We start from the raw sequence: 26,315 nt of genomic DNA, 5'->3' as shown, positions 1-26,315 counted from the left end.
GGTCAGGACTCCTGGTCGTGCCGATTGACCCGCTCTTCCAACTTGTTCTGCAGGTGCGAGAGCACCGTGGCCAGAATCCAGTAGATCAGGGCGGCGGCCAGATACATGGTGAAGATTTCGAAGGTGCGGGCGGTGATCAATTGCGCCTGGCGGAACAACTCCGGCACCTGGATGGTGGCGGCCAGCGCCGTGTCCTTGACCAGCGAGATAAAGCTGTTGCCCAGCGGCGGCAGGGCCGTGCGCATCGCTTGCGGCAGGATGGCCCGGCGCAAGGTCTGCGCGCGGGTCATGCCGATGCTCGCGGCGGCTTCCCACTGGCCACGCTCGATGGAGCTGATCGCGGCACGCAGGATTTCACAGGCGTAGGCCGCCATGTTCAGCGAGAAGCCGATCAGGGCCGCCGGCAGTGGATCGAGTTCGATGCCCAATTGCGGCAAGCCGTAATAGATCACGAACAACTGCACCAGCAACGGCGTGCCGCGAAAGAACGACACGTAGATGCGGGCCAGCCAACTCACCAGTTTGAAGCGCGACAAGCGCATCAACGCCAAGCCGAAACCCATCACCAGGCCGAAGAACATTCCGCCGAGGCTCAGGATGACCGTGTAGTACGCGCCCTTCAGCAGGAAGGGCGCGGAATCCAGCGCAAGTTGGAAAGCTTCTTCCATTATTGAGTGACGTCAGCGCTGAAGTATTTTTCCGAAAGCTTTTTCAGCGTACCGTCGGCACGCAGCTTGTCGATGGCCTTGTTCACGGCAGCCAGCAGCTCAGGCTCGCCTTTGCGCAGGGCAACACCGGCTTCCTGGCGGGAGAAGGCTTCGCCGGCAGCGGAGGTGTCCTTGGCTTTCTTGGCGTATTCGAGGGCGGCGAGGCGGTCGATCAGAATGGCGTCGGTGCGGCCGTTACGCAGGTCTGCGAACTTGCTCGGATCATCTTCATAGGTGCGCACGTCAGCGGTCGGCACGTTGGCTTTCACCCATTGCTCGTAGTTGGTGCCCAGGCCTACGCCGACTTTCTTGCCACCCAGGTCAGCAGCGGTCTTGATGTTCAGTTCCGCAGCCTTCTTGGTCAGCACCAGCGCCTGAATCCCGGAAACGGTGTACGGCTCGGAGAAGTCATACTTCTTCTTGCGCTCTTCGGAGATGGTCACCTGGTTGATCACCGCGTCCAGACGCTTGGATTCCAGCGCCGCGAGGATGCCATCCCATTTGGTCGGTTGCAGTTTGACCTTCACGCCCAGCTCTTTGGCCAGGGCTTCGGAGAACTCGACTTCGAAGCCGGCCAGTTTGCCGTCGGCGTCGACGAAACTGAACGGTGGGTAAGTGCCTTCCAGGCCGACGTTGATCACGCCTGCGTCCTTGATTTTTTGCAACTGCTCACCGGCAACCGCTTGCCCCAACAGGCCGGCGCTCAGTGCCAGGCCCAGCGAACCAACCAGCAGGTTTCGACGTAGTGCGGAAAAATTCATGACAAGCCCCTGTGTTTTCTTATGGAAGACGCTATTAGGAATGTTGGCAAAATCGGGATTTGAACGATTGCGATATCCTGCCCTAAAGCAGCTTATGCGTCTCGCGCCAAATTCGCCTGCGGCGCGACTATATGACGGTGTTAATAGATAGGAAAATACTAAATATTCAGTTTGTTATTCTTTTTATGTATATGTACGTTCCTACGCTGATCGTTCCCATGCTCTGCGTGGGAATGCCTCAAGGGACGCTTCGCGTCCAGTGACGCGGAGCGTCACGGGCTGCATTCCCACGCAGAGCGTGGGAACGATCGATCATCGCTTACAGAAAATCCTTATAGGCAAACAACGCCGGCGCCCCACCGGTGTGCAGGAAGATGATCGGGCCATCATCAAAACGCCCACGACCGATGCCATCCAGCAACCCGGCCATGGCCTTGCCGGTGTACACCGGATCGAGCAGCAAACCTTCCTGACCCGCCACCAGTTTCACCGCCGACAACGTCCCGGCATTCGGCTCGCCATAGCGCGGGCCGAAGTATTCGTCCCACAGTTCAACCTTGAAATTCTTCGGCAGGCTCACGCCCAGCAGTTCCGCCGTGCGTTCGGCCAGGCCCTGGACTTTCGGTCGTTGATCTTCTTCGCTGCGGGACACCGTCACGCCAATCACTGGCAAATCCGGGAGTGCTTCGCTCAAGGCCAGCGCCAGACCACTGTGGGTCCCGGCACTGCCCGACGCCAGGACTACGGCGGCGAACTTCAGGCCGGTGTCCTTGATCTGCTCGGCCAATTCCAGGCCCGCACGCACATAACCCAAAGCGCCCAACGCATTGGAGCCACCAATCGGCACCACATACGGCGTCTTGCCGTTGTTGCGCAGGCGATCGGCCAGGGCTTGCAATTGGTCGTCGGCGTTGTCGAGATTCTCCACCAGTTCGACCTTGGCCTCGAAGAGGTCCAGCAACAGCCGATTGCCGTTGCCGACATAGTTGGCGTCGTCGGTGCCCAACGGGTTTTCCAGCAGTGCCACACAACCCAGGCCCAGTTTGGCGGCGATGGCGGCGGTCTGGCGCACGTGGTTGGATTGCAGCGCGCCGGCGGTGATCAAGGTATCGGCGCCCTGGGCCAGTGCATCGGCGGCCAGGTATTCGAGTTTGCGCAGCTTGTTGCCGCCCATGGCCAACGGCGTCAGGTCATCGCGCTTGACGTACACATCGCGGCCCAGCCAGGTCGACAGTCGTTCGAGTTTTTCCAGGGCGGTGGGATGGCCGAGCAGGTCGAGGCGGTTAAAGCGGGCAAGCGATTGTTTGATCATGGGTCCGTACTGGCGGGAAGAGATGTCAGGACTATAGGCACGCCTATTTGTACGGGCAACCGCCAATCGCTTATATCCGAATGTATTGAACACAGCACAATTGGTTCTTAATTCGGCTTCGAGCCCTTGCCGTAAAGTAATCGCCGTCAGTGCGGCCAGACAGTCCGGCCGCCCGTGAGGAGTTTTTACCGTGAGCGAGCGTTCCAGCCATTGGCAATTGCAGACCATCGTCAGTCAACTGCGCACCGCGCGTGATCAATGGCGTGCACAAAATGGTCGCGCCAGCGGCGAGCAGGGTGGTCGCGAGTTGCCGTCCCGAGCGGCGATGGCAGAGATTCTCGAAGCCCTGTGCGGTGCGTTGTTCCCGATGCGCCTGGGGCCGGTGGATTTGCGTGAAGAGAGTGAAGACTTCTACGTCGGCCACACCCTCGATGTCGCGCTGAATGCGTTGCTGGCCCAGGCGCGGCTGGAGTTGCGTTACGCGGCTCGCCACAGCGACCAGGCCGACACCGAAGTCGAAGCCAAGACGATCCAGATCATCCAGGACTTTGCCCTCGCGCTGCCGGGGCTGCGCAGTCTGTTGGACACCGACGTGCTGGCGGCCTATCACGGCGACCCGGCGGCCCGCAGCGTCGATGAAGTATTGCTGTGCTATCCGGGGATTCTGGCGGTGATTCACCATCGCCTCGCCCATCATTTGTACCGCGCCGGGTTGCCGTTGCTGGCGCGGATCAGCGCGGAAATCGCTCACTCCGCCACCGGCATCGACATTCATCCGGGGGCGCAGATCGGTCGCAGCTTCTTTATCGATCACGGGACGGGCGCGGTGATCGGCGAGACGGCGATCATTGGCGAGCGGGTGCGGATTTATCAGGCGGTGACCCTGGGCGCCAAGCGTTTCCCGTCGGATGAGGACGGTCAATTGCAGAAGGGCCATCCACGGCATCCGATTGTCGAAGACGATGTGGTGATTTATGCCGGGGCGACGATTTTGGGGCGGATTACCATCGGCAAGGGTTCGACCATTGGCGGCAATGTGTGGCTGACCCGCAGCGTGCCGGCGGGGTGCAACCTGACCCAGGCGAATTTGCAGCATGATGATGGGACGCAGAAGTAAACCTCGAATTCTCGATTGATTGATCTGGCCTCTTCGCGAGCAAGCCCGCTCCCACATTGGTTTTGTGTTCGGCGCGAATCCACTGTGGGAGCGGGCTTGCTCGCGAATGGTTTCAAGCCGAACCGCGATACTGGCAATTAGCTCCTTTCCCACTGAACGAATCCTCCAAACTCCGCGTCATACCCTTCCTTGAGCTAGCGTAGGAAAGCGACCGCCGAGCCCTGCGATTAGTCCTTAGCACGCTATTCATGTTTAACTTGAACGCTCATTCAAGTTAAACCGCCGGTTTGCTGCCCGCTCACAACAGGAGGCTTGCCCTTGCCGAGTCCGTTATTGATTGCCCTGTTTCACCCCCTTGAGGTGCACTGTTCATGAGTGCACCGTCCACCTCTCCCAGCGGCCAGGTCCGCATGAATCCGCCAGTGTTCTACTTTGCGGCGGGTTTCATTCTGTTGTTCGGCGTTGTCGTCATGGCCATGCCCGAACAGGCCGGTGCCTGGTTACTGGAAGCGCAAAACTGGGCGGCCAACACGGTCGGCTGGTATTACATGCTCGCGATGACCCTGTATCTGGTCTTCGTGGTGGTCACCGCGTTGTCTGGCTACGGCAAGATCAAGCTCGGTGCCGACCACGACGAGCCCGAATTCAGCTACCTGTCCTGGGCCGGTATGCTGTTCGCCGCCGGAATCAGCATTACGCTGTTTTTCTTTTGCGTGTCCGAACCGCTGACGCACCTGGCGCAACCGCCCCAAGGCACCGCCGGTACGCCGGAAGCGGCGCGGCAGGCGATGCAGATTCTGTTTCTGCATTGGGGCCTGCATGGCTGGGGCGTGTTCGCTTTCGTCGGCATGGCGCTGGCCTACTTTGCCTATCGCCATAACCTGCCGCTGGCCCTGCGTTCGGCGCTGTACCCGCTGATTGGCAAACGCATCAACGGCCCGATCGGTTACGCGGTGGACGGCTTCGGCATCATCGCCACGGTGTTCGGCCTCGGTGCGGACATGGGCTTCGGGGTGTTGCACCTCAACTCGGGGCTCGACTACCTGTTCGGCATCGCCCACACCCACTGGATTCAGGTCGGCCTGATCACCTTGATGATGGGCGCGGCGATCATTGTCGCGGTGTCCGGCGTCGATAAAGGCGTGCGGGTGATGTCCGACATCAACATGCTGCTGGCCTGCGCGCTGCTGCTGTTCGTGTTGTTCGCCGGCCCGACGCAACACCTGCTCAACACTTTGATCCAGAACATCGGTGACTACCTCGGCGCATTGCCGATGAAGAGTTTCGATCTCTACGCCTACGACAAACCCAGCGACTGGCTGGGCGGCTGGACGGTGTTCTACTGGGCCTGGTGGATTGCATGGTCGCCTTTCGTGGGCCTGTTTATCGCACGGATTTCCCGTGGCCGGACCATCCGCGAATTCGTCTTTGGTGTGTTGCTGATTCCGCTCGGTTTTACCCTGGCGTGGATGTCGATCTTCGGCAACAGCGCCATCGACCAAGTGCTCAACCACGGCATGACGGCACTCGGTATGTCGGCCATCGATAACCCGTCGATGACCTTGTACCTGTTGTTGGAAACCTACCCGTGGAGCAAAACCGTAATCGCGGTGACGGTGTTTATCAGCTTCGTGTTCTTCGTCACGTCCGCCGACTCAGGCACTGTGGTGTTGTCGACGCTCTCTGCGAAGGGCGGCAACCCGGATGAAGACGGGCCGAAATGGCTGCGGGTGTTCTGGGGTGCGATGACTGCGCTGGTGACCAGTGCGCTGCTGTTCTCCGGCAGCATCGATGCGTTGAAATCAGCGGTGGTGCTGACCTCGTTGCCGTTCTCGATGATCCTGCTGCTGATGATGTGGGGGCTGCACAAAGCGTTCTACCTGGAATCCCAGAAGCAGATTGCGCAGATGCATTCCCTGGCGCCGGTCTCCGGTTCCAAGCGGGGCGGCTGGCGTCAGCGCTTGAGTCAGGCGGTGCATTTCCCGTCGCGGGATGAGGTCTATCGTTTCCTCGAAACCACGGTGCGTCCGGCGATTGAAGAAGTGACGGCGGTGTTTGTCGAGAAGGGGTTGAACGTGGTCGCTCAGCCGGACCCGGCAAATGACAGCGTCAGCCTGGAAATCGGGCATGGCGAGCAGCATCCGTTCATCTATCAGGTGCAGATGCGTGGCTACTTCACGCCGTCCTTCGCTCGTGGCGGCATGGGTTCCAAGCAACTCAACAACCGTCGCTATTACCGGGCCGAAGTGCATTTGAGCGAGGGCAGTCAGGACTACGATCTGGTGGGTTACACCAAGGAGCAGATCATCAACGACATCCTCGACCAGTACGAACGGCACATGCAGTTCCTGCATCTGGTTCGTTGATCGGGCGCCGGTGGCGTCTAGGTTTTGCTCAGCACCATGAACAGAACCAGCGCCGCCACCGGCACGCTGAACACCACCGTGCCGACTACCAGTTCCGAACTCAAGGATTGGCCGGCGGTGACCACGCCGACTGCGCCGTTGATCACCGTCAACGCCAGCCACAGGACGACGAAGCTGTAAGTCAGCGTCTGGCGGCTGAAGCCGACTCGCTCGCCGATGTAGAGCATCAGCGCCAGCAGAACCAGGCCGAAGAAGATGATGATGGTGGTGTGCATGGTGTTCTCCTGATAAATGATCGGTGGCTGGCGCTTACAGATTCACGTGAAGCAAATCATCAATCCCGATCCGCTTGGCAAAGCTGATCCGCACTCGCTCCGAAACTTCCAGCACCTCAGCCGCTCCATCCCCGACAAAATCGATCACCGAGCGCGCCGGCCGGCAGTCTTGAGGCAAGCCGACAATCCGCACGATTTCGTCGGCCACCGCTTGCGGATCGGCATCGTCCGGGGTCAATGCGCTCAATCGCTCACCGACTTTATCCATTACCCCGTCATATCGAGCATAGGCGGCGTTGCGCGCGACGTCGGCCGGTTTGCCGGAGCTGGGGAAATGATCGGTGCCACGGGTGAATGCACCGGGTACCACGATCGAAGTTTCGATGCCGAAGCGGGTCAGTTCGTAGGACATGCTCACCGCCAGGGAATCCATCGCTGCTTTCGCGGCGGCATAAGGCCCCATGAACGGTGGGAAGCCGCCCTTGGTCGTAGAGCTGCTGATCCACAACACCAAGCCCGAGGCCCGAGCGCGCATCTGCGGCAATACCGCGCGGCTGACTCGATGGGCACCGTAGAAATTGGTGTCGAAGACCTTCATGATTTCTTCGGCGGTGAAGGCTTCGGTCGGGCCGATCACCAGGTGCCCGGCGTTCTGAATCACCACGTCGATACGCCCTTGCTGTTTGACGATGGTGGCGACCGCAGCGTCGGCTGAATCCTGGGACAACACGTCCAGTTCCAGTGGATGCAACTCGACGTTCTGGTCCTTGGCCCATTGGCGAAAACCATCGGCTCGTGAGGCGTTGCGCCCGTTTACGTCACGCATGCTGGCGTAAACGATGTGCCCGGCGCGGGCGAGGGATTCGGCAGCGAGTTTGCCGATACCGGTACCGGCGCCAGTGATGAGAATGACGTTTGTCATAAGGTTCTCCTTGATTCGGCTGCTCAGACCAGACCACCGTTGACCCGCAGGATTTGCCCGTTGACCCAGCCCGATTCAGGGCCGACCAGGAAAGACACGACGCGGGAGATATCTTCTGGCTGGGCCAGGCGTTCCAGCGGCGCCATCTTGGCGAAGGCCTGGATCTGTTCTTCGCTCTTGCCGTGCAGGAACAGGTCGGTAGCGACCGGGCCCGGCGCGACGGCGTTGACGGTGATGTTGCGACCGCGCATTTCCTTGGCGAACACTTGGGTCAGAGATTCCACCGCCGCTTTGCTGGCGATGTACACCGCGTAGCCCGGCAGGTTCAGGCCGACGGTGCTGCTGGAGAAGTTGATGATCCGCCCGCCGCTGTTCAGGCGAGTGGCGGCTTCACGCAGGGCGTTGAACGTGCCGCGGGTGTGGATGTTGAAGTTCTGGTCGAACAGTTCGTCGCTGTGCTGCGCCAGTGGCAGCACCTTGAGGATGCCGGCGTTGTTGACCAGCACATCGACCTTGCCCAGTTGCGCTTCGGTTTCGTCGAACAAACGGCGAACGTCGTCGGCGCTGGAAACGTCGGCCTTGATCGCTACGGCCTGGTGGCCGGCCTGATGCAATTCGACCACCAGTTTTGAGGCTTCGGTGGCGCTGCTGGCGTAGTTGATGGCGACGGCGAAACCTTCGCTGGCCAGTTGTTTGGCGATCACTGCGCCGATGCCGCGGGAGGCGCCGGTGACGATGGCTACTTTCGAGGTTTGAGTGGTCATGGCGGTGGTTCCTGTGAAGTTGTTGGCTTGGGGTGGAGCCAATTTCACATGTTTACTCAGGGCGATAAATGCACGAGAGTTGCCTTGACTGTTCAATAATCGCCAACAATCGAGTCTCGGAGACGCATATGGATCAAGTCAAAGCGATGAAGGTGTTCGTTCGGATTTACGAGCGCAGCAGCTTCACCCTGGCCGCCGATGACCTGAACCTGCCACGGGCTACGCTGACCCATACGTTGAACCAGTTCGAAGCCTGGCTCGGCACGCGACTGCTGGAGCGCAGCACACGTAAAGTGCGCCCGACCCTGGATGGCGAGGCGTACTACTTGCGTTGCATGCAGTTGTTGGCAGAGCTGGAAGAGGCCGAGCTGGCGTTTCGCGGTGTGGCACCGAAAGGGCGGTTGCGCGTGGATTTGCATGGCACGCTGGCCAAACACTTTGTGATCCCGGCGCTGCCGCAATTCATGGCGCGTTATCCGGATATCGAATTGTCGATCAGCGAAGCCGACCGCTTTGTCGACCTGATCGCTGAAGGTGTCGATTGCGTCCTGCGCGCCGGCACCCTGAGCGACTCGGCATTGATCGGCAAACGCGTGGCCAACCTGCGCCAGATCACCTGCGCCAGCCCCGCGTACCTGCGCAAATACGGCGAACCGAAAAGCCTCGAAGACCTGAAAAATCACCGCGCGGTGAACTACGTGTCGCGCACCACCGCCAAGCAGTTTCCATTTGAATTCATGGTCGATGGCGAACTGCAGGAAGTGACCATCGATGGCGCGCTGTCGGTGTTCGGCGCCGAGATCTACGCCGCCTCGGCAATTGCCGGGCTCGGCATCATCCAGTGCCCGCACTACCGGATGGAAACGCAGATAGCCCAGGGGCTGGTGCAGGAAATCCTCACCACCACACCACCGCCACCGATGCCGGTTTCAGTGCTGTACCCGCATAACCGCCACATGTCGCCACGGGTACGGGTGTTTGTGGATTGGTTGGGGGAAGTGTTTGCCGGGGCTCGGTAGCCACGACTATCGAGTCAGGCAAATAAACCTGTGGGAGCGGGCTTGCTCGCGAAAGCGGTGTGTCAGGCGACTTCAGTGTTGAATGTCAGACCGCTTTCGCGAGCAAGCCCGCTCCCACAGGTATTTTGCAATTCCGTCAGGCGCTTTCGCGCTCGATCACATGGCACTCCAGCAGGTTCAACCGCCGCACCTCATCCTCCACCGGCAACACTCCCAGGCTCTCCAGCACTCGCGTCGCCGCGAGTACGCCGATCTCCAGTGCCGGTGGCTTGATGGTGCTCAGGCTTGGCAGCAGCATTTCGGCGAATGGGTAATCGCCAAAGCCGAGGACCGCGCAGTCTTCGGGGATTTTCAGCCCCGCCCGCTGCCCGGCCAGCAAGCCGCCGGCGGCGAGGTTGTCGTTGGCGAAGATGATGGCGTCGGGGCTAGGGGAGGCGTTCATGAGGGTTTCCATCGCCTGTTTGCCGGCCTCGAACGGCGCGCGATCCGCATCCGGGGCGAACACCCACGGTTCCAGCCCCAGCTCGCGAACGGTCGCCGCGTAACCATCCCGTCGCTCCAGCGCACTGAGGTCTCCCGGTGCGCTGTTCTGCACAAACGCTATCCGCCGATAGCCTTTGCCATGCAGGTACCGTGCGGCTGTCACGCCCACTTCAAAATGCGAAAAACCGATTTGCAGCGGCTCGCGTTCGGGTTGGTAATCCCAGGTTTCGATCACCGGGATATCCGCTTCGGCAATCATCTTTTCGGTGCCGGCGCTGTGAAAGTGACTGGTCAGCACCAACGCCGCCGGCGACCAGCCGAGAAACGCCCGCACGGCGCTTTCTTCCTGCTCGGCGCTGAAGTAACTCGAGGCCAACAACAGTTGGTAACCGTGGCGGCTGAGGGTGTCGCTGAAACCTTGAATCGTGTTGGCGAAGATCGGCCCGGAGATGTTCGGGATCACCATGCCGACAATCTTGCCGCGCGCCGACGCCAGCCCACCGGCCACCAGATTCGGCACGTAACCCAACTCGGCCACCACCGCCGCAATGCGTTCGCGCCGCTCCGGCGAAACCTGTTCCGGTTGATTGAAATAGCGCGACACGGTGATCGCTGAAACCCCGGCCTGTCGCGCCACGGTATTGAGCGTTACTCGGCCGGCGCCACGGCGTTTGCGGGGTTTTTCTTCACTCAACGGGTGATCCCTCTTCAAAACCAAAACGCATATAAAAGTAATTTTTCAGTATTGGACGGTCTATGTCCGGCTTGCTGATACTGGCGATGTTAGCGCTAACAAAGCGTTCTGTCTGCTACTCGCTCGAGCGAATGCCCAAGACACATTCACAGGCGCTGTCTTCGCAGAAGGGCAGCGGTTCAGGGCAATTTTCGAGCGGGCAGACCATGCAAAGCATTCCTGGGGAAACACAAAAACTGGCGCGATCGATTCGCGCCGCCACACCACGCCGGCCGCATCTGGGCTGGCTGCTCGCCGGGTTGAACGCGTTGCCTGTGCCCGGCGCTTTCGCCGCCGACAGCGCAGACCAGGAACCCACACTTAAGTCCGTCACGGTGACCGCTACTCGCCGCGAAGAGTCGTTGCAGAAAGTCCCGGTGGCGGTGTCCGTACTGGATGGCGAGCAGCTTGAGCGTGACAACCGCAACGGCGTGGCCAGCATCGTGCAGCAGGTGCCGTCGCTGAATTTCCGGACCGGTGCTTCGAACAAGGACACCTCGCTGTTCGTTCGCGGAGTGGGGACGATTTCCACGTCACCAGGCGTCGAGCCGACCGTGGCCACGGTGATCGACGGCGTGGTCTACGCCCGTCCGGGGCAGGCGACCCTTGACCTGCTGGACCTGGAGCGCATCGAAGTCCTGCGCGGCCCTCAAGGCACGCTGTTCGGCAAGAACGCCTCGGCCGGTGTGCTCAACATCACCAGCAAAGCGCCGACCGCCGAGACCCATGGCTTCATCGATCAGTCGTACTACAGCGGCAACGAAAGTCGCACCCGATTCGGCATTGGCGGCAGCCTGATTCCGGACACGCTGAAGGGTTCGATCACCACGCTGTTCGGCAGCTACGACGGTAACGTCGACAATGAGCACAACGGCCAGGAGGTCAACGGCTACAACCACAAAGGCGTGCGCGGCAAACTGGAGTTCACCCCGAATGACGACCTCAAGTTCACCCTGATTGCCGATTACATGCAGTCCCACGACGACGCGCCCAATGGCGTGGTCAGCAAATCCCTGACCCCGGCGTTCGCCAATGCCTTGAACCCGGTGCGAGCGTCCAGCGATAACCGCGATATCAACACCGACACCCGCACCCACGTCGATGACATCAACAAGGGCCTGTCCGGCCAGCTCGACTGGAACCTCGGCGATTACACCCTGACCTCGATCACCGCGTGGCGCGGTTGGGACAACACGCAGTATCAGGACGGCGATCGCCTCGGCACCGTGACCGCGGCGTTCCCTGGCACGGCTGACAAGGGCGATCTGGCGTTTGATCAGTACTCCCAGGAACTGCGGCTGGCTTCACCGAAAGGCGAATTCATGGAGTACGTCGGCGGCCTGTTCTACATGCACGGCAAGGATGAGGAAACGTACCAGCGCACCTTGACCACCCCGACCGCCATCAACCGTGGCGTCGCCGATTACAGCACCACCAGCGACAGCTACGCGGTGTTCGGCGAAAGCACCCTCAACTTCACCTCGAACTTCCGTGGTATCGCCGGCCTGCGCTGGACCCATGACGATCTGGAATACGATCACCGCCGGGTCTCCACCTCGGCCACCACCGTCAGCGGCATTCAGCCGGGCACCAGCAGCTCCGGTTCGGTGGACGAGGACGGCTGGTCCGGGCGACTCGGCGTGCAGTACGACTTGAGCGATGCGGTCACCACGTATTTGACCTATTCGCGCGGCTACAAAGGCCCGGCCTACAACGTGTTCTTCAACATGCAGCCACGGGACACCGAGGCGCTGAAACCGGAGACGTCCAACACCTGGGAGGCGGGGATCAAAGCCACCTCGTGGAACAATCGCCTGACCACCAACCTGGCGGTATTCCACAGCGATTACGACAACTATCAAGCGAACTTCTTCGACACCGTCGCCGGGCAAGTGGTGACGCGTTTGATCAACGCCGGCAGCGTCAGCACCGAAGGCGTAGAGCTTGATTACGCCTTGCAGGCGACCCAGCAACTGAAGTTCTCCGGCGCCCTGGCTTACACCCGCGCGCGTATCGACGAGTTCGCCTGCCCGGCCGGCGCGGCGGCGTCGTGCAACGTCAACGGCAAGCCGTTGCCCTTCAGTCCTGACTGGAAAAGCTACGTGCGTGCCGACTACACGATCCCGCTGGATAACGGCCTGGATATCGAACTCGGCACCGACTACAGCTGGCAGAGCGAAGTGCAGTACGACATCAGCCAGAACGCTGACACCAAGCAGGGCGCTTACGGTTTGTGGAATGCGAGCGTGGCCCTGGCGGATTACAGCAACGGCTGGCGCGTGGCGCTGCTGGGCAAGAACCTCGCCGACAAGTCCTACTCCCCGCTGCTGGCCAGCGGCGGCAACTACATCTACCGCGCCGTGCCACGGGACGACGAGCGCTACTTCGGCGTGCAACTGCGCAAGGACTTCTGACCATGACCCGACAGCTCAAGCTCGGCGCGTTCCTCATGGCCACCGGGCATCACGTCGCTGCCTGGCGCCACCCCGACGTGCCAGCCGACGCCGGACTCGACTTCGCCCACTACAAGCACCTGGCGCAGATTGCCGAAGCGGCGAAGTTTGACGCGTTGTTCATCGCCGACAGCCTGGCGGCTCCAACCGGAGCGATTGCCAGCCGCATGGCGCGCTCAGACCACTTTGAACCCCTGACTTTGCTCGCTGCATTGAGCGCTGTGACCGAGCGTATCGGGCTGATTGCCACGGCCACAACCAGCTATAACGAGCCGTACCACGTAGCACGAAAGTTCGCTTCCCTGGACCATCTTTCCGGGGGGCGCTCAGGGTGGAATCTGGTGACTTCCGACAATGCCGCCGAAGCGCAGAATTTCGGTCGCGACGAGCATATCGGCCACGCCGACCGCTACAGCCGGGCTCGGGAGTTTCATCAGGTGGTCACCGGATTGTGGGACAGTTGGGCAGACGACGCCTTTGTACGCGACAAAGCCAGCGGTACGTACTACCGCCCGGAAAAAGTACACGTGCTGGATCATGTCGGGGAACACTTCCGCGTTAAAGGTCCGCTGAATGTGGCGCGCTCACCCCAGGGTCAACCGGTGATTGTGCAGGCGGGTTCTTCCGAACTCGGTCGTGAATTGGCAGCGCAAACCGCTGAGGTGGTGTTCACCGCGCAGACGTCCCTGGCCAATGCCCAGGCGTTTTATGCCGACCTCAAGGGACGCTTGAGTCGCTACGGTCGCAGTGCCGACTCGCTGAAAATCATGCCCGGTGTTTTTGTGGTCGTCGGGCAGACCGAAAGCGAAGCCCGGGAGAAATATGAAACGTTTCAGCAATTAGTCGAACCTGAGGTTGGCGTCGCATTACTTGGGCGTATGCTGGGCAACTTCGACTTGTCGAAGTACCCGTTGGAAGGACCGCTGCCGGAGTTGCCGTTGACCGAAAGCGGTCAGCAAAGCCGACAGAAACTGCTGACCGAGCTGGCAGGCCGGGAAAACCTCAGCCTTGCCGAACTGGGCCGCAAGATTGCCGGCGGTCGCGGGCATTACAGCCTGGTGGGCACGTCGGTACAAATTGCCGACCGCTTGCAGGAATGGTTCGAACAGGGCGCGGCGGATGGTTTCAATGTGCTGGTGCCGCACCTGCCGGGCGGGTTGCAAGACTTTGCCAGCGGCGTGGTTCCGGAACTGCAACGCCGAGGCTTGTTCAGAACAGAGTACGAAGGCCGGACCTTGCGCCAGAACCTTGGGCTCGCCAGGCCAGGCAATCGATTTGTGTAACACCGTTCGCGAGCAGGCTCGCTCCCACAGGAGAATGCTTTCCAAATGTGGGAGCGAGCCTGCTCGCGAAGAAGTCGACACCATTTCAAGACAGACAAGAGAGGATTCGATGACTTACACCGCTGCCGAAAACCGCTATGACTCCATCCCTTACCGCCGCGTAGGCCGCAGCGGGCTGGTGCTGCCAGCACTGTCCCTGGGGCTGTGGCACAACTTCGGCGACAGCACGCCGATCGACACCCAGCGCTCGCTGTTGCGTACTGCGTTCGACCTGGGCATCAACCACTTCGACCTGGCCAACAACTACGGCCCGCCGTACGGCAGCGCCGAGATCAACTTCGGTCGCCTGCTGCGTGAAGACTTCAAGCAGTACCGCGACGAGCTGATCATCTCCAGCAAGGCTGGTTGGGACATGTGGCCAGGCCCTTATGGCCAGGGCGGCGGCTCGCGCAAATACGTGCTGGCCAGCCTCGACCAGAGCCTGCAACGCCTGGGCCTCGATTACGTGGACATCTTTTATTCCCACCGCTTCGACCCGGACACCCCGCTGGAAGAAACCGCCAGCGCATTGGCCACTGCGGTGCAGCAAGGCAAGGCGCTGTACATCGGTATCTCGTCGTATTCCGGGGTGAAAACCCGCGAAATCGCCGCGCTGTTGCAAGAGTGGAAAGTACCGCTGCTGATTCACCAGCCGGCCTACAACCTGCTCAACCGCTGGGTGGAAAAAGATCTGCTGGACGTCACCGACGAACTCGGTGCTGGGGTGATTGCCTTCACACCGTTGGCGCAGGGCTTGTTGACCGACAAATACCTCAACGGCATTCCGAAGGATGCGCGGGTCAACCGTCCGGGTGGTGGTTCGTTGCAGGAATCGCACTTGTCCGAAGCCAACATTGCCCATGTGCGCGGGCTCAACGAAATCGCCAAGCGTCGCGGCCAGAGCCTGGCGCAATTGGCGTTGGCCTGGACCCTGCGCGACCCACGCGTGACTTCAGCACTGATCGGCGCGAGCCGGCCAGAGCAGATCATCGAGAACGTCGGGGCGTTGAAGAATCTGAGCTTTAGCGCGGAAGAGTTGGCGGAGATCGATCGGTTTGCCCAGGAAGGCGGGATCAATCTTTGGGAGAAGCCTTCGACGGCTGAGTAAGTGTTCGGCGCCGGATCTTTCGGCGCCAGTAATATCGCCTTCGCGAGCAAGCCCGCTCCCACATTGGAACGCATTCCAACTGTGGGAGCGGGCTTGCTCGCGAAGGGGCCAGATCAATCAACGATTCAATCAGGGTTCACTTGAAAAACGGTACATCCCCCAACACGGTAGCCCGCTGCATCACGCGCCGCGCCGGGCGGTAGTCGTCCACCGCGTAATGCTGGGTCACGCGGTTATCCCAGAACGCCACGTCGTCCTTCTGCCAGCGCCAGCGAATGGTGAATTCCGGCCGGGTCGCGTGGGCGAACAGCAGCTTCAGAATCGCCTCGCTTTCCGTCTCCGACAATTCATTGATCTTCGACGTGAACCCTTCATTGACGAACAACGAACGGCGCCCGCTCACCGGGTGCGTGCGGATTACCGGATGCGACAACGGCGGATTCTTGCGCCGGGCTTCTTCCCACTGCGCCAGCGCCTCAGGCGTATTGCCATAGCGTTCCAGCGGAAATGAGCGAGTGAAATCGTGAGTCGCGGTCAGCCCTTCAAGCAAGGTCTTCATCGGCGCCGACAGCGCCTCATACGCCGCAATCCCGCTGGCCCACAAGGTGTCGCCGCCGAACTCCGGCAGTAACTTGGCGCTGAGTACCGCGCCCAAGGCCGGGGTTGGCAGGAAGGTGACGTCGGTGTGCCAGATCGCGTTATCGCGTACGTCGGTGACGGCGGTGTCGAGGATCAGCACTTCCGGTTGTTCCGGCACATTCGGGTAGATCGGATGGATGTGCAGATCGCCGAAATTCGCAGCGAAACGCGCTTGCTGCTGCGGCGTGATTGGCTGGTCGCGGAAGAACAGCACTTGGTGCTTGAGCAGCGCCTGTTCGATGGCGTCGCGCTGTTCCTGGTCCAGCGGCTGGCTGATGTCGATGCCGCTGATTTGCGCGCCGAGGGCCGAACTCAGGGGGACGATGGTCAAGTTGCTCATGGTGGTTCTCTTCAATCTTGGGTGCCAAGCTGTTGGCATGGTCAATGACAAATCTTCAGTGCGCCTGGCCGTGCCACGGCACCAGTTTGCGTTGCAGTGCGCGCAGGCCCATTTCCATGGCGAAGGCGATCAGCGCGATCACCAGAATCCCCAGCACCACCACATCGGTGACCAGGAACTGGGCCGCCGACTGCACCATAAAGCCCAGCCCGCTGGTGGCGGCGATCAACTCGGCGGCAACCAGCGTCGACCAACCCACGCCCAGACCAATGCGCACGCCGGTCAAAATATCCGGCAGCGCACTCGGCAGAATCACATGCCGAATCAACTGCGCCCGAGTCGCGCCCAAGGACTGCGCGGCGCGTAACTTGGCCGGATCGACCGTGCGCACGCCCGTCGCGGTGGCGATGGCAATCGGGGCGAAGATCGCCAGGTAGATCAGCAAGACTTTCGACAGCTCACCGATGCCGCACCAGATCACGATCAGCGGCAGATACGCCAACGGTGGAATCGGACGGTAGAACTCGATCAGCGGATCGAGAATCCCGCGCGCGATGCGGTTATGGCCGATGGCAATCCCGACCGGCACGGCGGTCAGCACCGCGAAGCCGAGGCCCAGGCCGATACGGCTCAAGCTCGCGCCCAAGTGCTGCCACAAGGTTGAATCCATGTAGCCCGTGGTCGCCAGCAGCCAGCCTTTTTGCAGCACGGCGGACGGTGGAGGCAGGAACAGCGGTTCGATCATCCCCGTGGCGGTGACGGCCCACCAGATGAACACCAAGGCGAACAGCGTCAGCACACTGATCCAACGCGTACTGAAACTGCGACGCACCGGAATCACCGTCGAACCGGGTTTCACCGTCACGGCCGGAATTTCATAGCTGCTCATGCGCGCTCCTGCCGCGTGGCGGCGCTGCGTTGGGAGAACACTTTGGAGAGTACGTGTTCGCGTGTTTCGATAAAGCGCGGGTCGGATTTGATCGCCCGCGCCGACTCGCCGGCGGCGTAACGCTGACCGAAATCCAGGCTCAGGCGCTCGACGATTTGCCCGGGGTTCGGCGCTAGCAGAATCAGGTCAGTGGCGAGGAACACCGCTTCTTCGATGTCGTGGGTAATCAGGAATACCGGTTTGGCGGTGCGCTGCCAGACTTGCAGCAGCAGCTCCTGCATCTGTTCGCGGGTAAAGGCGTCGAGGGCGCCGAAGGGTTCGTCCATCAGCAATACGCGCGGGTCGGCGGCGAGCGCACGGGCGAGGCCGACGCGTTGCTTCTGGCCGCCCGAGAGCTGCCAGATGCGGCGATTTTCGAAACCGGAAAGGTCCACCAGCGCGAGCATTTCCCTCGCGCGGATTTCCCGTTTGTCTTTGGCAATGCCGGCCAGTTCCAGGCCGAAACCGACGTTGGCCAGCACGTCCTGCCAGGGCAGCAGGGCGTCGTCCTGGAACACCACGCCGCGCTCGGCGCTCGGGCCTTTGACCGGCACGCCGTCAAGGGTGATGCGCCCGGCGCTGGGCTCGACGAAACCTGCAATCAGGTTCAACAGCGAAGTCTTGCCACTGCCGGACGGGCCGAGGGCCACCAGCAATTGCTGGGGCCCCAGGCTCAAGGAAATATCCGTCAGTACCGGTTCCGGACTGCCGGGGTACTGTGCGCTGATGCGCTCCAGCTGTAGCAAAGCCATCGCGGTTAACTCCGATCAGTTGGTGATGTATTTGGCGCTGACATACGGGGCGTAGTCCGGCAGCACGGCCTCGACCTTGCCTTGTTCTTTCAGGAACACGGCGGTGTCGGTGATGGCCTTGGTGGTCGGCACGCCGAGGGTGATCACTTGATCAGCCGCCAGCGGGTAGACGTTGCCTTGCAGCAGCAATGGAATGTCAGAAGCCTTGGCGCCGGAGAGCTTCACCAGTTTGTCGACGTTGCTTTGGTTGGCGAGCCAGGTTTTCGGGTCCTTGCGGTACTCGGCGTAGGCGTCGAGGGTCACTTTGGCGAATGCGGTGACGATTTCCGGGTGCTTCTCGGCGAAGTCTTTACGCACGATCCAGGCATCGAAAGTCGGTGCGCCGAACTTGGCCAGTTCGCCGGAGGTGATCAGTACCTTGCCGTTTTCCTTGGCCACACCGAGGGCTGGGTCCCATACGTACGTGGCGTCGATATCACCGCGTTTCCACGCAGCGACGATGGCTGGCGGCGCGAGGTTGAGGATGGTGACTTTCGACGGATCGATGTTCCAGTGCTTCAGCGCGGCCAACAGGCTGTAGTGGCCGGTGGAAACGAATGGCACGGCGATTTTCTTGCCGATCAGGTCTTGTGGGGTCTTGATCCCGGAACCGTCGCGGGCAACCAGCGCTTCAGCGGCGCCAATCTGGGTGGCGATGAGGAAAGTTTCAACCGGGACTTTGCGGGTGATCGCAGCGGTCAACGGGCTGGAACCGAGGTAGCCGATCTGCACGTCGCCGGAAGCGATGGCGGCGATGATGTCGGCACCGTTGTCGAATTTGCGCCAGTCGATCTTGGCGTTGGTGGCTTTTTCGTAAGCACCGTCGGCCTGGGCGACTTTGGCCGGGTCCACGGTGGTCTGGTAGGCGACGGTGACGTCAGCCGCCTGGGCAAAGAAACTCGCCGCAGCCAAAGACGCGGCCGCCAGGAGGCGAAGTGGGAAATTCAGTTTCATTGGAGAAGCTCCTTGTCAGGCGACCGAGGATCGGCGTGAAAAGGAGACTAAAGGATATAAGAATCCGAAAATAAATAACTTTTTCGAATGAGCTTATGAGCGGAAAATTCTAAGGGAGAGTAGTTGATCGCAATTTAATGTGGGAGCGGGCTTGCTCGCGAAGAGGGAGTGTCAGCCGACATTAATGTTGACTGGCGCACCGCCTTCGCGAGCAAGCCCTCTCCCACAGGGAACCTGCTTTGCAGGTTAATTACTGATCGCCAGAATACTCGCCTGATACGACCCGACAAACACATCGAAATCGCCGACTTCGTTCTGCTCCAGCTCCGCTTGTTCAGCGAGGGACGAACGCGCGCGCTCTTCAAACTTCGCCTGGTCTTCAGCACTCAGCGGCTCACTGCGGAAGTACTCGGCATGCACCCGGCTCTGACGCAGGGAGAACTGGGCAAAGCTTTCCTTATGCTCGGCCATCGCCGCCAGCACTTGGGCCGATGGGGTCCGGGACGAATCCTTGACCTTCTCCAGCTGCACGTCCAGCGCCTTGCTATGCGCATCGCCGCCGTGGCTTTGATCGAGCAGTGCGGCGAGCGGGGCGATGTTCTCCAGCAGTTCGGTGGCCCATTCCTTCATGTCCACCGGCTGACCGTCACGCTGCAATTGCAAGCCCGGGCGACGACCTTCCTTGACCACGCTGAGGAAGTTCAAGGTGGCGTTATTGCAGGTGGTGTTGGCCAGCAGCGGGCTGTCGTTGAGCGCGCAGTACAGCAGGAACGCGTCGAGGAACCGCGATTCCGTCAGATCGATGCCCATCGGCAGGAACGGGTTGATGTCCAGGCAACGCACTTCGACGTACTGAATGCCACGGGCCACCAACGCCTGGATCGGCCGTTCGCCGGTGTAGGTCACGCGTTTCGGGCGGATGTTGGAGTAGTACTCGTTTTCGATCTGCAGGATGTTGGTGTTGAGCTGAACCCACTCACCGTCCTTGTGCGTGCCGACTTCCACGTACGGCGCGTAAGGCGTGGCCACGGCTTTGCGCAGGCTGTCGGTGTAGCTCGCCAGATCGTTGTAGCACGGCGTCAGGCCGGCCTGGGCGTTGCTCTGGTAACCGAGGTCGCTCATGCGCAGGCTGGTGGCGTACGGCAGGTACAAGGTGTCCGGGTCCAGTTGTTCCAACTGGTGCGAACGACCGCGCAGGAAACCGGCGTCCAGGGCTGGGGAGGCACCGAACAGGTACATCAGCAGCCAGCTGTAGCGACGGAAATTGCGGATCAGCGCAATGTAGGCCGACGACTGATAGTCGCGGTCGGTGCCGACAAAGCCTTCAGCCTCTTTGAGCAGCGGCCAGAGCTTTTCAGGCAGGGAAAAGTTGTAGTGAATCCCGGCGATGCACTGCATGGTCTTGCCATAACGCAGGGCCAGGCCCTTGCGGTAGACGTACTTGAGCTGACCGATGTTGGACGTGCCGTAATAGGCAATCGGGATGTCTTCCTCGGCCGGCAACGGGCACGGCATCGATGGACTCCACAGAAACTCGCTACCGAGCTTGCTGTAGGCAAAGCGGTGAATGCTGTCGAGGCTCGCCAGGGTATCCGCCGGGTCGGGCAGGGCAGGCGTGATGAACTCCAGCAGCGATTCGGAATAATCGGTGGTGATCTGTTCGTTGGTCAGCGCGGAACCCAATTCTTCCGGGTGCGGCGTTTGCGCCAGGCGACCTTCGCCGGTCACGCGCAGGCATTCACGTTCGATGCCGTGAAGGCACTGTTCGAGCAGAGAGAGGTTAGCGCGCTCGCCGAGCAGAGCCAGGCGGCGGTTGAGAAGTTCGCTCAAGTTGGATTCCTTCACGCGTCAGTCGCCCCAATATGGGGGTGGGCAAGACGGTCTACAAGGGTGAAGTTAAAACTGGCGTTTTCGCCTGGTTTTGGAACGAGCCGCAATCGATGTTGGAGCGGGCTTGCCCGCGGAGAGGGAGTGTCAGTCAACAAATAAATTGCCTGATACATCGCCTTCGCGAGCAAGCCCGCTCCCACAGGAAATTTCGGCGCTGCGGTCACAGCGCCGAAATTAACTCAAATCGATGACATCTAGCTACAGGACAGCGAACGTGCCTTGTGCTTTTGCGACCAGTTTGTCGCCCTGCATCACGTCGGCCTCGACCACCAGCGTACGCCGGCCCGGGTGGATGACCCGCGCCGTGCACATGACTTCGCCGTCGGAAACCGCGCGAATGTAGTTGATCTTGCACTCGATGGTCGCGCTCTGCTGGTCAAAGCCGTGGGTGCTGGAACAAGCCAGCCCCATGGCGATGTCCACCAGGCTGAACAACGCCCCGCCGTGCAGCTTGCCGCCGCGATTGCGCAGCTCTGGCTCAAGGCCCAGGGCGACTTGCGCCACCCCGGTTTCCAGGCTGTGCAAGCGGCACCCCAGCAGCTTGAAAAAAGCGCTTTCGGTCAGGCCGGCAGGGATTTCCATCAGCGTTTCTTCAACTGCTTGGCGTTGGCGAACAGCGAAGCCATGGCGTTGTTGGCCGGGGCCGCTGCCGTGGTTTCCTTGCGCGGTGCGTTGTTCTGGGACTGGCGCGGGGCCGAACCCGGACGCGCACCACGGGCACCGTCGATTTTCTCGCCCGGGGTGTCGCTCATGCGCATCGACAGGCCCACGCGTTTGCGCGGGATGTCGACTTCCATGACCTTCACTTTCACCACATCACCAGCCTTCACCGCTTCGCGCGGATCCTTGATGAACTTCTCCGAAAGCGCAGAGATGTGCACCAAACCATCCTGATGCACGCCGATATCGACGAATGCGCCGAAGTTGGTCACGTTGGTCACCACGCCTTCCAGGATCATACCCAGTTGCAGGTCCTTGAGGTCTTCGACGCCTTCCTGGAACTCGGCGGTCTTGAACTCGGGACGCGGATCGCGACCGGGCTTTTCCAGCTCTTGCAGGATGTCGGTGACCGTTGGCAGACCGAACGTCTCGTCGGTGTACTTCTTCGGATCGAGGCGCTTGAGGAAGCTCGCGTCGCCGATCAGCGAACGGATATCGCGGTCGGTTTCAGCGGCAATGCGCTGCACCAGCGGATAGGCTTCCGGGTGAACTGCCGACGAATCCAGCGGGTTGTCGCCATTCATGACGCGTAGGAAACCGGCGGCTTGTTCGAAGGTTTTTTCGCCCAGACGCGCGACTTTCTTCAGCGCGGCACGGGTTTTGAACGCACCGTGCTCGTCGCGGTGGCTAACGATGTTCTGCGCCAGAGTCGCGTTGAGGCCGGAGATACGCGCCAGCAGCGCCACGGAAGCCGTGTTCACGTCCACGCCCACGGCGTTTACGCAGTCCTCGACCACAGCGTCCAGGCCACGCGCCAGTTTCAGCTGCGACACATCGTGCTGGTACTGGCCGACGCCGATGGATTTCGGATCGATCTTCACCAGTTCGGCCAGTGGATCCTGCAGGCGACGCGCGATGGACACCGCGCCACGGATCGACACGTCCAGATCCGGGAATTCCTTGGAAGCCAGTTCCGACGCCGAGTAAACCGATGCACCGGCCTCGGAGACCATGACTTTGGTCATCTTCATCGCTGGATATTTTTTGATCAGCTCTGCGGCCAGTTTGTCGGTTTCGCGGCTGGCGGTGCCGTTGCCGATGGCGATCAGGTCTACCGCGTGCTTGGCACACAGGGCGGCAAGGATCGCGATGGTTTGGTCCCACTTGTTGTGCGGCACGTGCGGGTAAACCGTGGCGTGATCCAGCAGCTTGCCGGTGGAATCGACCACGGCGACCTTGCAACCGGTGCGAAGGCCCGGGTCGAGACCCAGCGTGGCGCGCGGGCCGGCCGGGGCCGACAGCAGCAAGTCGTGCAGGTTGTGCGCGAACACGTTGATCGCTTCGGTTTCCGCGCCATCGCGCAGTTCGCCTAGCAGGTCGGTTTCCAGGTGGGTGTAAAGCTTGACCTTCCAGGTCCAGCGCACCACTTCGCCCAGCCATTTGTCGGCGGCACGGTTCTGGTTCTGGATGCCGAATTGCTGGCCGATCATGCCTTCGCAGGGGTGCATGGTGCCCGGCAGTTCGTCGCCGACTTTCAGCGCGGTGCTGAGAATGCCTTCGTTGCGGCCACGGAAAATCGCCAGCGCGCGGTGCGACGGCATGCTTTTCAGCGGTTCATCGTGTTCGAAATAGTCGCGGAACTTGGCGCCTTCCTCTTCCTTGCCGGCGATCACGCGGGCACTTAGGGTGGCTTCCTGCTTGAGGTAGCTGCGCAGCTTGTCCAACAGGCCGGCGTCTTCGGCGAAGCGCTCCATCAGGATGTATTTGGCGCCTTCGAGGGCAGCCTTCACGTCAGCCACGCCTTTTTCGGCATCGACAAAGCGTGCGGCTTCGGCGTCCGGGGTCAGGCTCGGGTCGTTGAACAGGCCGTCGGCCAAGTCGCCGAGGCCGGCTTCCAGGGCAATCTGGCCCTTGGTGCGGCGCTTCTGCTTGTACGGCAGGTACAAGTCTTCGAGGCGGGTCTTGGTGTCGGCGAGTTTGATGTCGCGCTCGAGTTGCGGGGTCAGCTTGCCTTGCTCCTGGATGCTGGCGAGGATGCTGATGCGCCGTTCGTCGAGTTCTCGCAGGTAGCGCAGACGCTCTTCCAGATGCCGCAACTGGATGTCATCGAGGCTGCCGGTCACTTCTTTCCGGTAGCGGGCGATGAAGGGAACGGTAGAGCCTTCATCGAGTAGCGCGACGGCCGCTTCGACCTGTTGTGGGCGTACACCGAGTTCCTCGGCGATGCGGCTGTTGATGCTGTCCATAAAACCACCTGACAAATTGTGAAAGCAGGCTCGCAGGCGCAGGGATAAAGGCTCGGCGAGACTGGTTGAGCGGCCTGGCCTGCGCCGCTACCTGGGTCAACAGGCATCCCGTTGACCCGTGAAATCGAACAATTACTGCGCGTGCCATGAAAATAAAAAGGGCCGTTTACAGTAACGATCAGACGTTGCCTGACACAAAACGCCGCGCATTATAACCAGCGTTCTGTCATTCGGGGGCATTGCGCTCTGTAGGCAAAAAGGCCGGTTTTCTGGCGGTGAAGGAAAAATCTGCTAACAATGCACACGGTGCGTATAACGGCAGCTACGCCATAATGCGCGCCGAGCTAAAAGGAGCATCTAATGAGCAGCACTGCAAACATTGCTGAAGGCGAAAAAATTCTTATTGTTGATGACGATCCAGGGCTGAGCAGCCTGCTGGAACGCTTTTTCGTCAGCAAGGGCTACCGTGCCCGCGCCGTACCGAACACGGAACAGATGGACCGCCTGCTGGCGCGTGAAGTGTTCAACCTGGTCGTCCTCGACCTGATGCTGCCCGGTGAAGACGGTTTGACCGCCTGCCGCCGCCTGCGCGGCGCGAACAATCAGATTCCGATCATCATGCTCACCGCCAAGGGCGACGAGCTGAGCCGCATCAAGGGCCTGGAACTGGGCGCCGACGATTACCTGGCCAAGCCGTTCAACCCGGACGAGCTAATGGCCCGGGTCAAAGCGGTCCTGCGTCGTCAGGCTGCGCCAGTGCCGGGTGCACCGGGCAGCGAAGACGAAAGTGTGACCTTCGGTGACTACGAACTGTCCCTGGCCACCCGCGAACTGAAGCGCGGCGATGAAGTGCACATGCTCACCACCGGTGAGTTCGCGGTGCTCAAGGCCCTGGTCATGAACGCCCGTCAGCCGCTGACCCGCGACAAGCTGATGAACCTGGCCCGTGGCCGCGAGTGGGATGCCCTGGAGCGTTCCATCGACGTGCAGATCTCCCGTCTGCGCCGGATGATCGAACCTGATCCATCCAAACCGCGTTACATCCAGACCGTTTGGGGTGTGGGTTACGTGTTCGTTCCGGATGGCGCCGCCACCAAGTGATCGGCGATTTGTAGGAGCGGGTCTTGCGGACGAAGTTGTCCGCAGACTCGCGATCCGCAATATGCGAGCATCGCTCGCTCCTGCAAGTGTGTAGCGGTTATCCATGAAAACCCCCGTTTGGTTCCCCCAGAGTTTCTTCTCCCGCACCCTGTGGCTGGTGCTGATCGTCGTCCTGTTCTCGAAAGCGCTGACCCTGGTTTATCTGTTGATGAACGAAGACGTGCTGGTGGACCGCCAGTACAGCCACGGCGTCGCCCTGACACTGCGCGCGTATTGGGCCGCCGATGAAGAAAACCGTACGAAAATCGCGGATGCCGCGACCCTGATTCGGGTGGTCGGCGCCGGTGTGCCGGAAGGCGAACAACACTGGCCGTACAGCGAGATCTACCAGCGGCAAATGCAGGCGGAGCTGGGCGCCGACACCGAAGTCCGATTACGCATGCACTCGCCGCCGGCGCTGTGGGTCCGGGCGCCCAGCCTGGGCGATGGCTGGCTGAAGGTGCCGTTGTATCCGCATCCGTTGCGTGGCCAGAAAATCTGGAACGTACTCGGCTGGTTCCTCGCCATCGGCTTGCTGTCCACCGCCTCGGCATGGATTTTTGTCAGCCAGCTCAATCAACCTTTGAAACGTCTGGTCTATGCCGCAAGGCAACTTGGTCAGGGCCGCAGCGTGCGCCTGCCGATCAGCGACACGCCGAGTGAAATGGCCGAAGTTTACCGCGCGTTCAACCAGATGGCCGAAGACGTCGAACAGGCCGGTCGCGAGCGTGAGTTGATGCTGGCCGGGGTGTCCCACGATTTGCGCACACCGCTGACCCGCTTGCGCTTGTCCCTGGAATTGATGGGCGATCACAGCGACCTGTCGGACGACATGGTGCGCGACATCGAAGACATGGACGCGATTCTCGACCAGTTCCTGGCGTTCATTCGCGACGGGCGTGACGAGTCGGTGGAAGAGGTGGACCTGAGTGACCTGGTGCGCGAGGTCGCCGCGCCGTACAACCAGAACGAAGAGAAAGTGCGTTTACGTCTGGAACCGATCCAGCCGTTCCCGCTGCGTCGGGTGTCGATGAAGCGCTTGCTGAATAACCTGATTGGCAACGCCTTGCACCATGCGGGCAGTGGCGTTGAGGTGGCGGCCTATGTGTCCGGAGATACCAGCGCGCCGTATGTAGTGCTGAGCGTGATGGACCGTGGGGCGGGGATTGATCCGTCGGAACTGGAGGCGATCTTCAATCCGTTTACCCGTGGCGATCGGGCGCGGGGCGGGAAAGGCACCGGGTTGGGCCTGGCGATCGTGAAGCGGATTGCTTCGATGCATGGCGGGAATGTTGAGTTGCGTAACCGGTCGGGTGGCGGGCTTGAGGCGCGGGTGCGGTTGCCGCTTGGGTTGATGCTTCCTAGAGACGCAGTCTGACCCGATC

General features: G+C 60.9%; 22 protein-coding genes. 8 read left to right on the top strand and 14 right to left on the bottom strand.

Annotation, left to right across the window (positions count from 1 at the left end):
• Window positions 1-2 precede the first annotated feature (2 nt).
• The 3 genes from tcyL to ACIQY3_RS24300 form a co-directional block, all read right to left on the bottom strand.
• The gene (tcyL, locus tag ACIQY3_RS24310; protein WP_403024619.1) at window positions 3-668 is read right to left on the bottom strand and encodes a cystine ABC transporter permease; all 666 of its coding nucleotides are present in this window, start codon (window positions 666-668) and stop codon (window positions 3-5) included.
• The gene (gene tcyJ / locus ACIQY3_RS24305; RefSeq protein WP_403024616.1) at window positions 668-1,468 is read right to left on the bottom strand and encodes a cystine ABC transporter substrate-binding protein; all 801 of its coding nucleotides are present in this window, start codon (window positions 1,466-1,468) and stop codon (window positions 668-670) included. The genes tcyL and tcyJ overlap by 1 nt, the downstream gene beginning before the upstream one ends.
• A 319-nt stretch (window positions 1,469-1,787) precedes the next feature.
• Window positions 1,788-2,780 carry a D-cysteine desulfhydrase gene (locus tag ACIQY3_RS24300; protein WP_403024613.1) on the bottom strand — a complete coding sequence of 331 codons (993 nt, stop codon included), beginning with the start codon at window positions 2,778-2,780 and terminating at the stop codon, window positions 1,788-1,790.
• 190 nt (window positions 2,781-2,970) lie between these two features.
• Here ACIQY3_RS24300 and epsC point away from each other — a divergent pair, with 190 nt between their 5' ends.
• Together epsC and betT are read left to right on the top strand one after the other, a co-directional pair.
• The gene (gene epsC, locus ACIQY3_RS24295) at window positions 2,971-3,897 is read left to right on the top strand and encodes a serine O-acetyltransferase EpsC (protein WP_403024610.1); all 927 of its coding nucleotides are present in this window, start codon (window positions 2,971-2,973) and stop codon (window positions 3,895-3,897) included.
• 410 nt (window positions 3,898-4,307) lie between these two features.
• Complete coding sequence (betT, locus tag ACIQY3_RS24290; protein ID WP_403024715.1) at window positions 4,308-6,263, top strand: choline transporter BetT; 1,956 nt, start codon at window positions 4,308-4,310, stop codon at window positions 6,261-6,263.
• Between the two features lie 17 nt (window positions 6,264-6,280).
• Here the strand turns inward: betT and ACIQY3_RS24285 are convergent, their stop codons facing one another.
• From ACIQY3_RS24285 to ACIQY3_RS24275, 3 genes are read right to left on the bottom strand one after another with little or no spacing between them, the layout of a single operon-like run.
• Window positions 6,281-6,538: a hypothetical protein gene (locus ACIQY3_RS24285; protein WP_403024605.1), complete on the bottom strand. Its 258-nt coding sequence runs from the start codon at window positions 6,536-6,538 to the stop codon at window positions 6,281-6,283.
• A 34-nt stretch (window positions 6,539-6,572) separates the two neighbouring features.
• The gene (locus tag ACIQY3_RS24280) at window positions 6,573-7,460 is read right to left on the bottom strand and encodes an SDR family oxidoreductase (protein ID WP_403024600.1); all 888 of its coding nucleotides are present in this window, start codon (window positions 7,458-7,460) and stop codon (window positions 6,573-6,575) included.
• A gap of 23 nt (window positions 7,461-7,483) precedes the next feature.
• Window positions 7,484-8,224, bottom strand: coding sequence for an SDR family oxidoreductase (locus ACIQY3_RS24275; protein WP_403024598.1), 741 nt, complete (start codon window positions 8,222-8,224; stop codon window positions 7,484-7,486).
• A 128-nt stretch (window positions 8,225-8,352) separates the two neighbouring features.
• Here ACIQY3_RS24275 and ACIQY3_RS24270 point away from each other — a divergent pair, with 128 nt between their 5' ends.
• The gene (locus ACIQY3_RS24270; RefSeq protein WP_403024595.1) at window positions 8,353-9,243 is read left to right on the top strand and encodes a LysR family transcriptional regulator; all 891 of its coding nucleotides are present in this window, start codon (window positions 8,353-8,355) and stop codon (window positions 9,241-9,243) included.
• 136 nt (window positions 9,244-9,379) lie between these two features.
• Here the strand turns inward: ACIQY3_RS24270 and ACIQY3_RS24265 are convergent, their stop codons facing one another.
• Window positions 9,380-10,420 (bottom strand): LacI family DNA-binding transcriptional regulator, encoded by a 1,041-nt coding sequence (locus ACIQY3_RS24265; RefSeq protein WP_403024592.1) that lies wholly within the window; start codon window positions 10,418-10,420, stop codon window positions 9,380-9,382.
• A 206-nt stretch (window positions 10,421-10,626) separates the two neighbouring features.
• Between ACIQY3_RS24265 and ACIQY3_RS24260 the strand changes: the two genes are divergently transcribed.
• From ACIQY3_RS24260 to mgrA, 3 genes are all read left to right on the top strand, one after another.
• On the top strand, window positions 10,627-12,873 hold the full coding sequence (locus ACIQY3_RS24260) for a TonB-dependent receptor (protein WP_403024589.1): 2,247 nt from the start codon (window positions 10,627-10,629) through the stop codon (window positions 12,871-12,873).
• Between the two features lie 2 nt (window positions 12,874-12,875).
• On the top strand, window positions 12,876-14,195 hold the full coding sequence (locus ACIQY3_RS24255) for an LLM class flavin-dependent oxidoreductase (RefSeq protein WP_403024586.1): 1,320 nt from the start codon (window positions 12,876-12,878) through the stop codon (window positions 14,193-14,195).
• Between the two features lie 109 nt (window positions 14,196-14,304).
• Window positions 14,305-15,342: an L-glyceraldehyde 3-phosphate reductase gene (gene mgrA, locus ACIQY3_RS24250; protein WP_054047800.1), complete on the top strand. Its 1,038-nt coding sequence runs from the start codon at window positions 14,305-14,307 to the stop codon at window positions 15,340-15,342.
• A 136-nt stretch (window positions 15,343-15,478) separates the two neighbouring features.
• Here the strand turns inward: mgrA and tauD are convergent, their stop codons facing one another.
• From tauD to ACIQY3_RS24215, 7 genes are all read right to left on the bottom strand, one after another.
• A complete protein-coding gene (gene tauD / locus ACIQY3_RS24245; protein ID WP_403024582.1) occupies window positions 15,479-16,321 on the bottom strand; it encodes a taurine dioxygenase in 843 nt (280 codons plus the stop codon).
• Window positions 16,322-16,376: 55 nt separating this feature from the next.
• Entirely contained in the window at window positions 16,377-17,210 is an 834-nt protein-coding gene (gene tauC, locus ACIQY3_RS24240; protein WP_403024579.1) for a taurine ABC transporter permease TauC, read from the bottom strand.
• Entirely contained in the window at window positions 17,207-18,001 is a 795-nt protein-coding gene (gene tauB, locus ACIQY3_RS24235; RefSeq protein WP_403024576.1) for a taurine ABC transporter ATP-binding subunit, read from the bottom strand. The genes tauC and tauB overlap by 4 nt, the downstream gene beginning before the upstream one ends.
• Window positions 18,002-18,016: 15 nt before the next feature.
• Window positions 18,017-18,994 carry a taurine ABC transporter substrate-binding protein gene (gene tauA / locus ACIQY3_RS24230; RefSeq protein ID WP_403024573.1) on the bottom strand — a complete coding sequence of 326 codons (978 nt, stop codon included), beginning with the start codon at window positions 18,992-18,994 and terminating at the stop codon, window positions 18,017-18,019.
• 246 nt (window positions 18,995-19,240) lie between these two features.
• Window positions 19,241-20,824: a glutamate--cysteine ligase gene (gshA, locus tag ACIQY3_RS24225; RefSeq protein WP_403024570.1), complete on the bottom strand. Its 1,584-nt coding sequence runs from the start codon at window positions 20,822-20,824 to the stop codon at window positions 19,241-19,243.
• A 258-nt stretch (window positions 20,825-21,082) separates the two neighbouring features.
• Window positions 21,083-21,466 (bottom strand): PaaI family thioesterase, encoded by a 384-nt coding sequence (locus ACIQY3_RS24220; RefSeq protein ID WP_123498192.1) that lies wholly within the window; start codon window positions 21,464-21,466, stop codon window positions 21,083-21,085.
• Window positions 21,466-23,790, bottom strand: coding sequence for a Tex family protein (locus ACIQY3_RS24215; RefSeq protein WP_403024566.1), 2,325 nt, complete (start codon window positions 23,788-23,790; stop codon window positions 21,466-21,468). The genes ACIQY3_RS24220 and ACIQY3_RS24215 overlap by 1 nt, the downstream gene beginning before the upstream one ends.
• Window positions 23,791-24,150: 360 nt before the next feature.
• Here ACIQY3_RS24215 and ompR point away from each other — a divergent pair, with 360 nt between their 5' ends.
• On the top strand, window positions 24,151-24,891 hold the full coding sequence (gene ompR / locus ACIQY3_RS24210) for a two-component system response regulator OmpR (RefSeq protein WP_064675389.1): 741 nt from the start codon (window positions 24,151-24,153) through the stop codon (window positions 24,889-24,891).
• 103 nt (window positions 24,892-24,994) lie between these two features.
• Entirely contained in the window at window positions 24,995-26,308 is a 1,314-nt protein-coding gene (locus tag ACIQY3_RS24205) for an ATP-binding protein (RefSeq protein WP_054047782.1), read from the top strand.
• The last annotated feature ends 7 nt before the right edge of the window (window positions 26,309-26,315 follow it).

It is taken from the genome of Pseudomonas sp. NPDC096950, from assembly GCF_044762525.1.
In the GTDB taxonomy this organism is placed as follows: Bacteria; Pseudomonadota; Gammaproteobacteria; order Pseudomonadales; family Pseudomonadaceae; genus Aquipseudomonas.
Note: the sequence above shows the minus strand (reverse complement) of the source record. Positions and strands in the feature narration are given on the sequence as shown.

Bases quoted from the DNA above. Each gene is read 5' to 3' on its own strand.
- tauB (WP_403024576.1), bottom strand. From the start codon at position 18,001: ATGGCTTTGCTACAGCTGGAGCGCATCAGCGCACAGTACCCCGGCAGT.
- tauC (WP_403024579.1), bottom strand. From the start codon at position 17,210: ATGAGCAGCTATGAAATTCCGGCCGTGACGGTGAAACCCGGTTCGACG.
- ACIQY3_RS24205 (WP_054047782.1), top strand. From the start codon at position 24,995: ATGAAAACCCCCGTTTGGTTCCCCCAGAGTTTCTTCTCCCGCACCCTG.
- tauA (WP_403024573.1), bottom strand. From the start codon at position 18,994: ATGAAACTGAATTTCCCACTTCGCCTCCTGGCGGCCGCGTCTTTGGCT.
- ACIQY3_RS24300 (WP_403024613.1), bottom strand. From the start codon at position 2,780: ATGATCAAACAATCGCTTGCCCGCTTTAACCGCCTCGACCTGCTCGGC.
- mgrA (WP_054047800.1), top strand. From the start codon at position 14,305: ATGACTTACACCGCTGCCGAAAACCGCTATGACTCCATCCCTTACCGC.
- tauD (WP_403024582.1), bottom strand. From the start codon at position 16,321: ATGAGCAACTTGACCATCGTCCCCCTGAGTTCGGCCCTCGGCGCGCAA.
- ompR (WP_064675389.1), top strand. From the start codon at position 24,151: ATGAGCAGCACTGCAAACATTGCTGAAGGCGAAAAAATTCTTATTGTT.
- ACIQY3_RS24220 (WP_123498192.1), bottom strand. From the start codon at position 21,466: ATGGAAATCCCTGCCGGCCTGACCGAAAGCGCTTTTTTCAAGCTGCTG.
- tcyL (WP_403024619.1), bottom strand. From the start codon at position 668: ATGGAAGAAGCTTTCCAACTTGCGCTGGATTCCGCGCCCTTCCTGCTG.
- ACIQY3_RS24270 (WP_403024595.1), top strand. From the start codon at position 8,353: ATGGATCAAGTCAAAGCGATGAAGGTGTTCGTTCGGATTTACGAGCGC.
- ACIQY3_RS24215 (WP_403024566.1), bottom strand. From the start codon at position 23,790: ATGGACAGCATCAACAGCCGCATCGCCGAGGAACTCGGTGTACGCCCA.
- ACIQY3_RS24280 (WP_403024600.1), bottom strand. From the start codon at position 7,460: ATGACAAACGTCATTCTCATCACTGGCGCCGGTACCGGTATCGGCAAA.
- ACIQY3_RS24255 (WP_403024586.1), top strand. From the start codon at position 12,876: ATGACCCGACAGCTCAAGCTCGGCGCGTTCCTCATGGCCACCGGGCAT.
- ACIQY3_RS24285 (WP_403024605.1), bottom strand. From the start codon at position 6,538: ATGCACACCACCATCATCATCTTCTTCGGCCTGGTTCTGCTGGCGCTG.
- tcyJ (WP_403024616.1), bottom strand. From the start codon at position 1,468: ATGAATTTTTCCGCACTACGTCGAAACCTGCTGGTTGGTTCGCTGGGC.
- betT (WP_403024715.1), top strand. From the start codon at position 4,308: ATGAATCCGCCAGTGTTCTACTTTGCGGCGGGTTTCATTCTGTTGTTC.
- ACIQY3_RS24260 (WP_403024589.1), top strand. From the start codon at position 10,627: ATGCAAAGCATTCCTGGGGAAACACAAAAACTGGCGCGATCGATTCGC.
- ACIQY3_RS24275 (WP_403024598.1), bottom strand. From the start codon at position 8,224: ATGACCACTCAAACCTCGAAAGTAGCCATCGTCACCGGCGCCTCCCGC.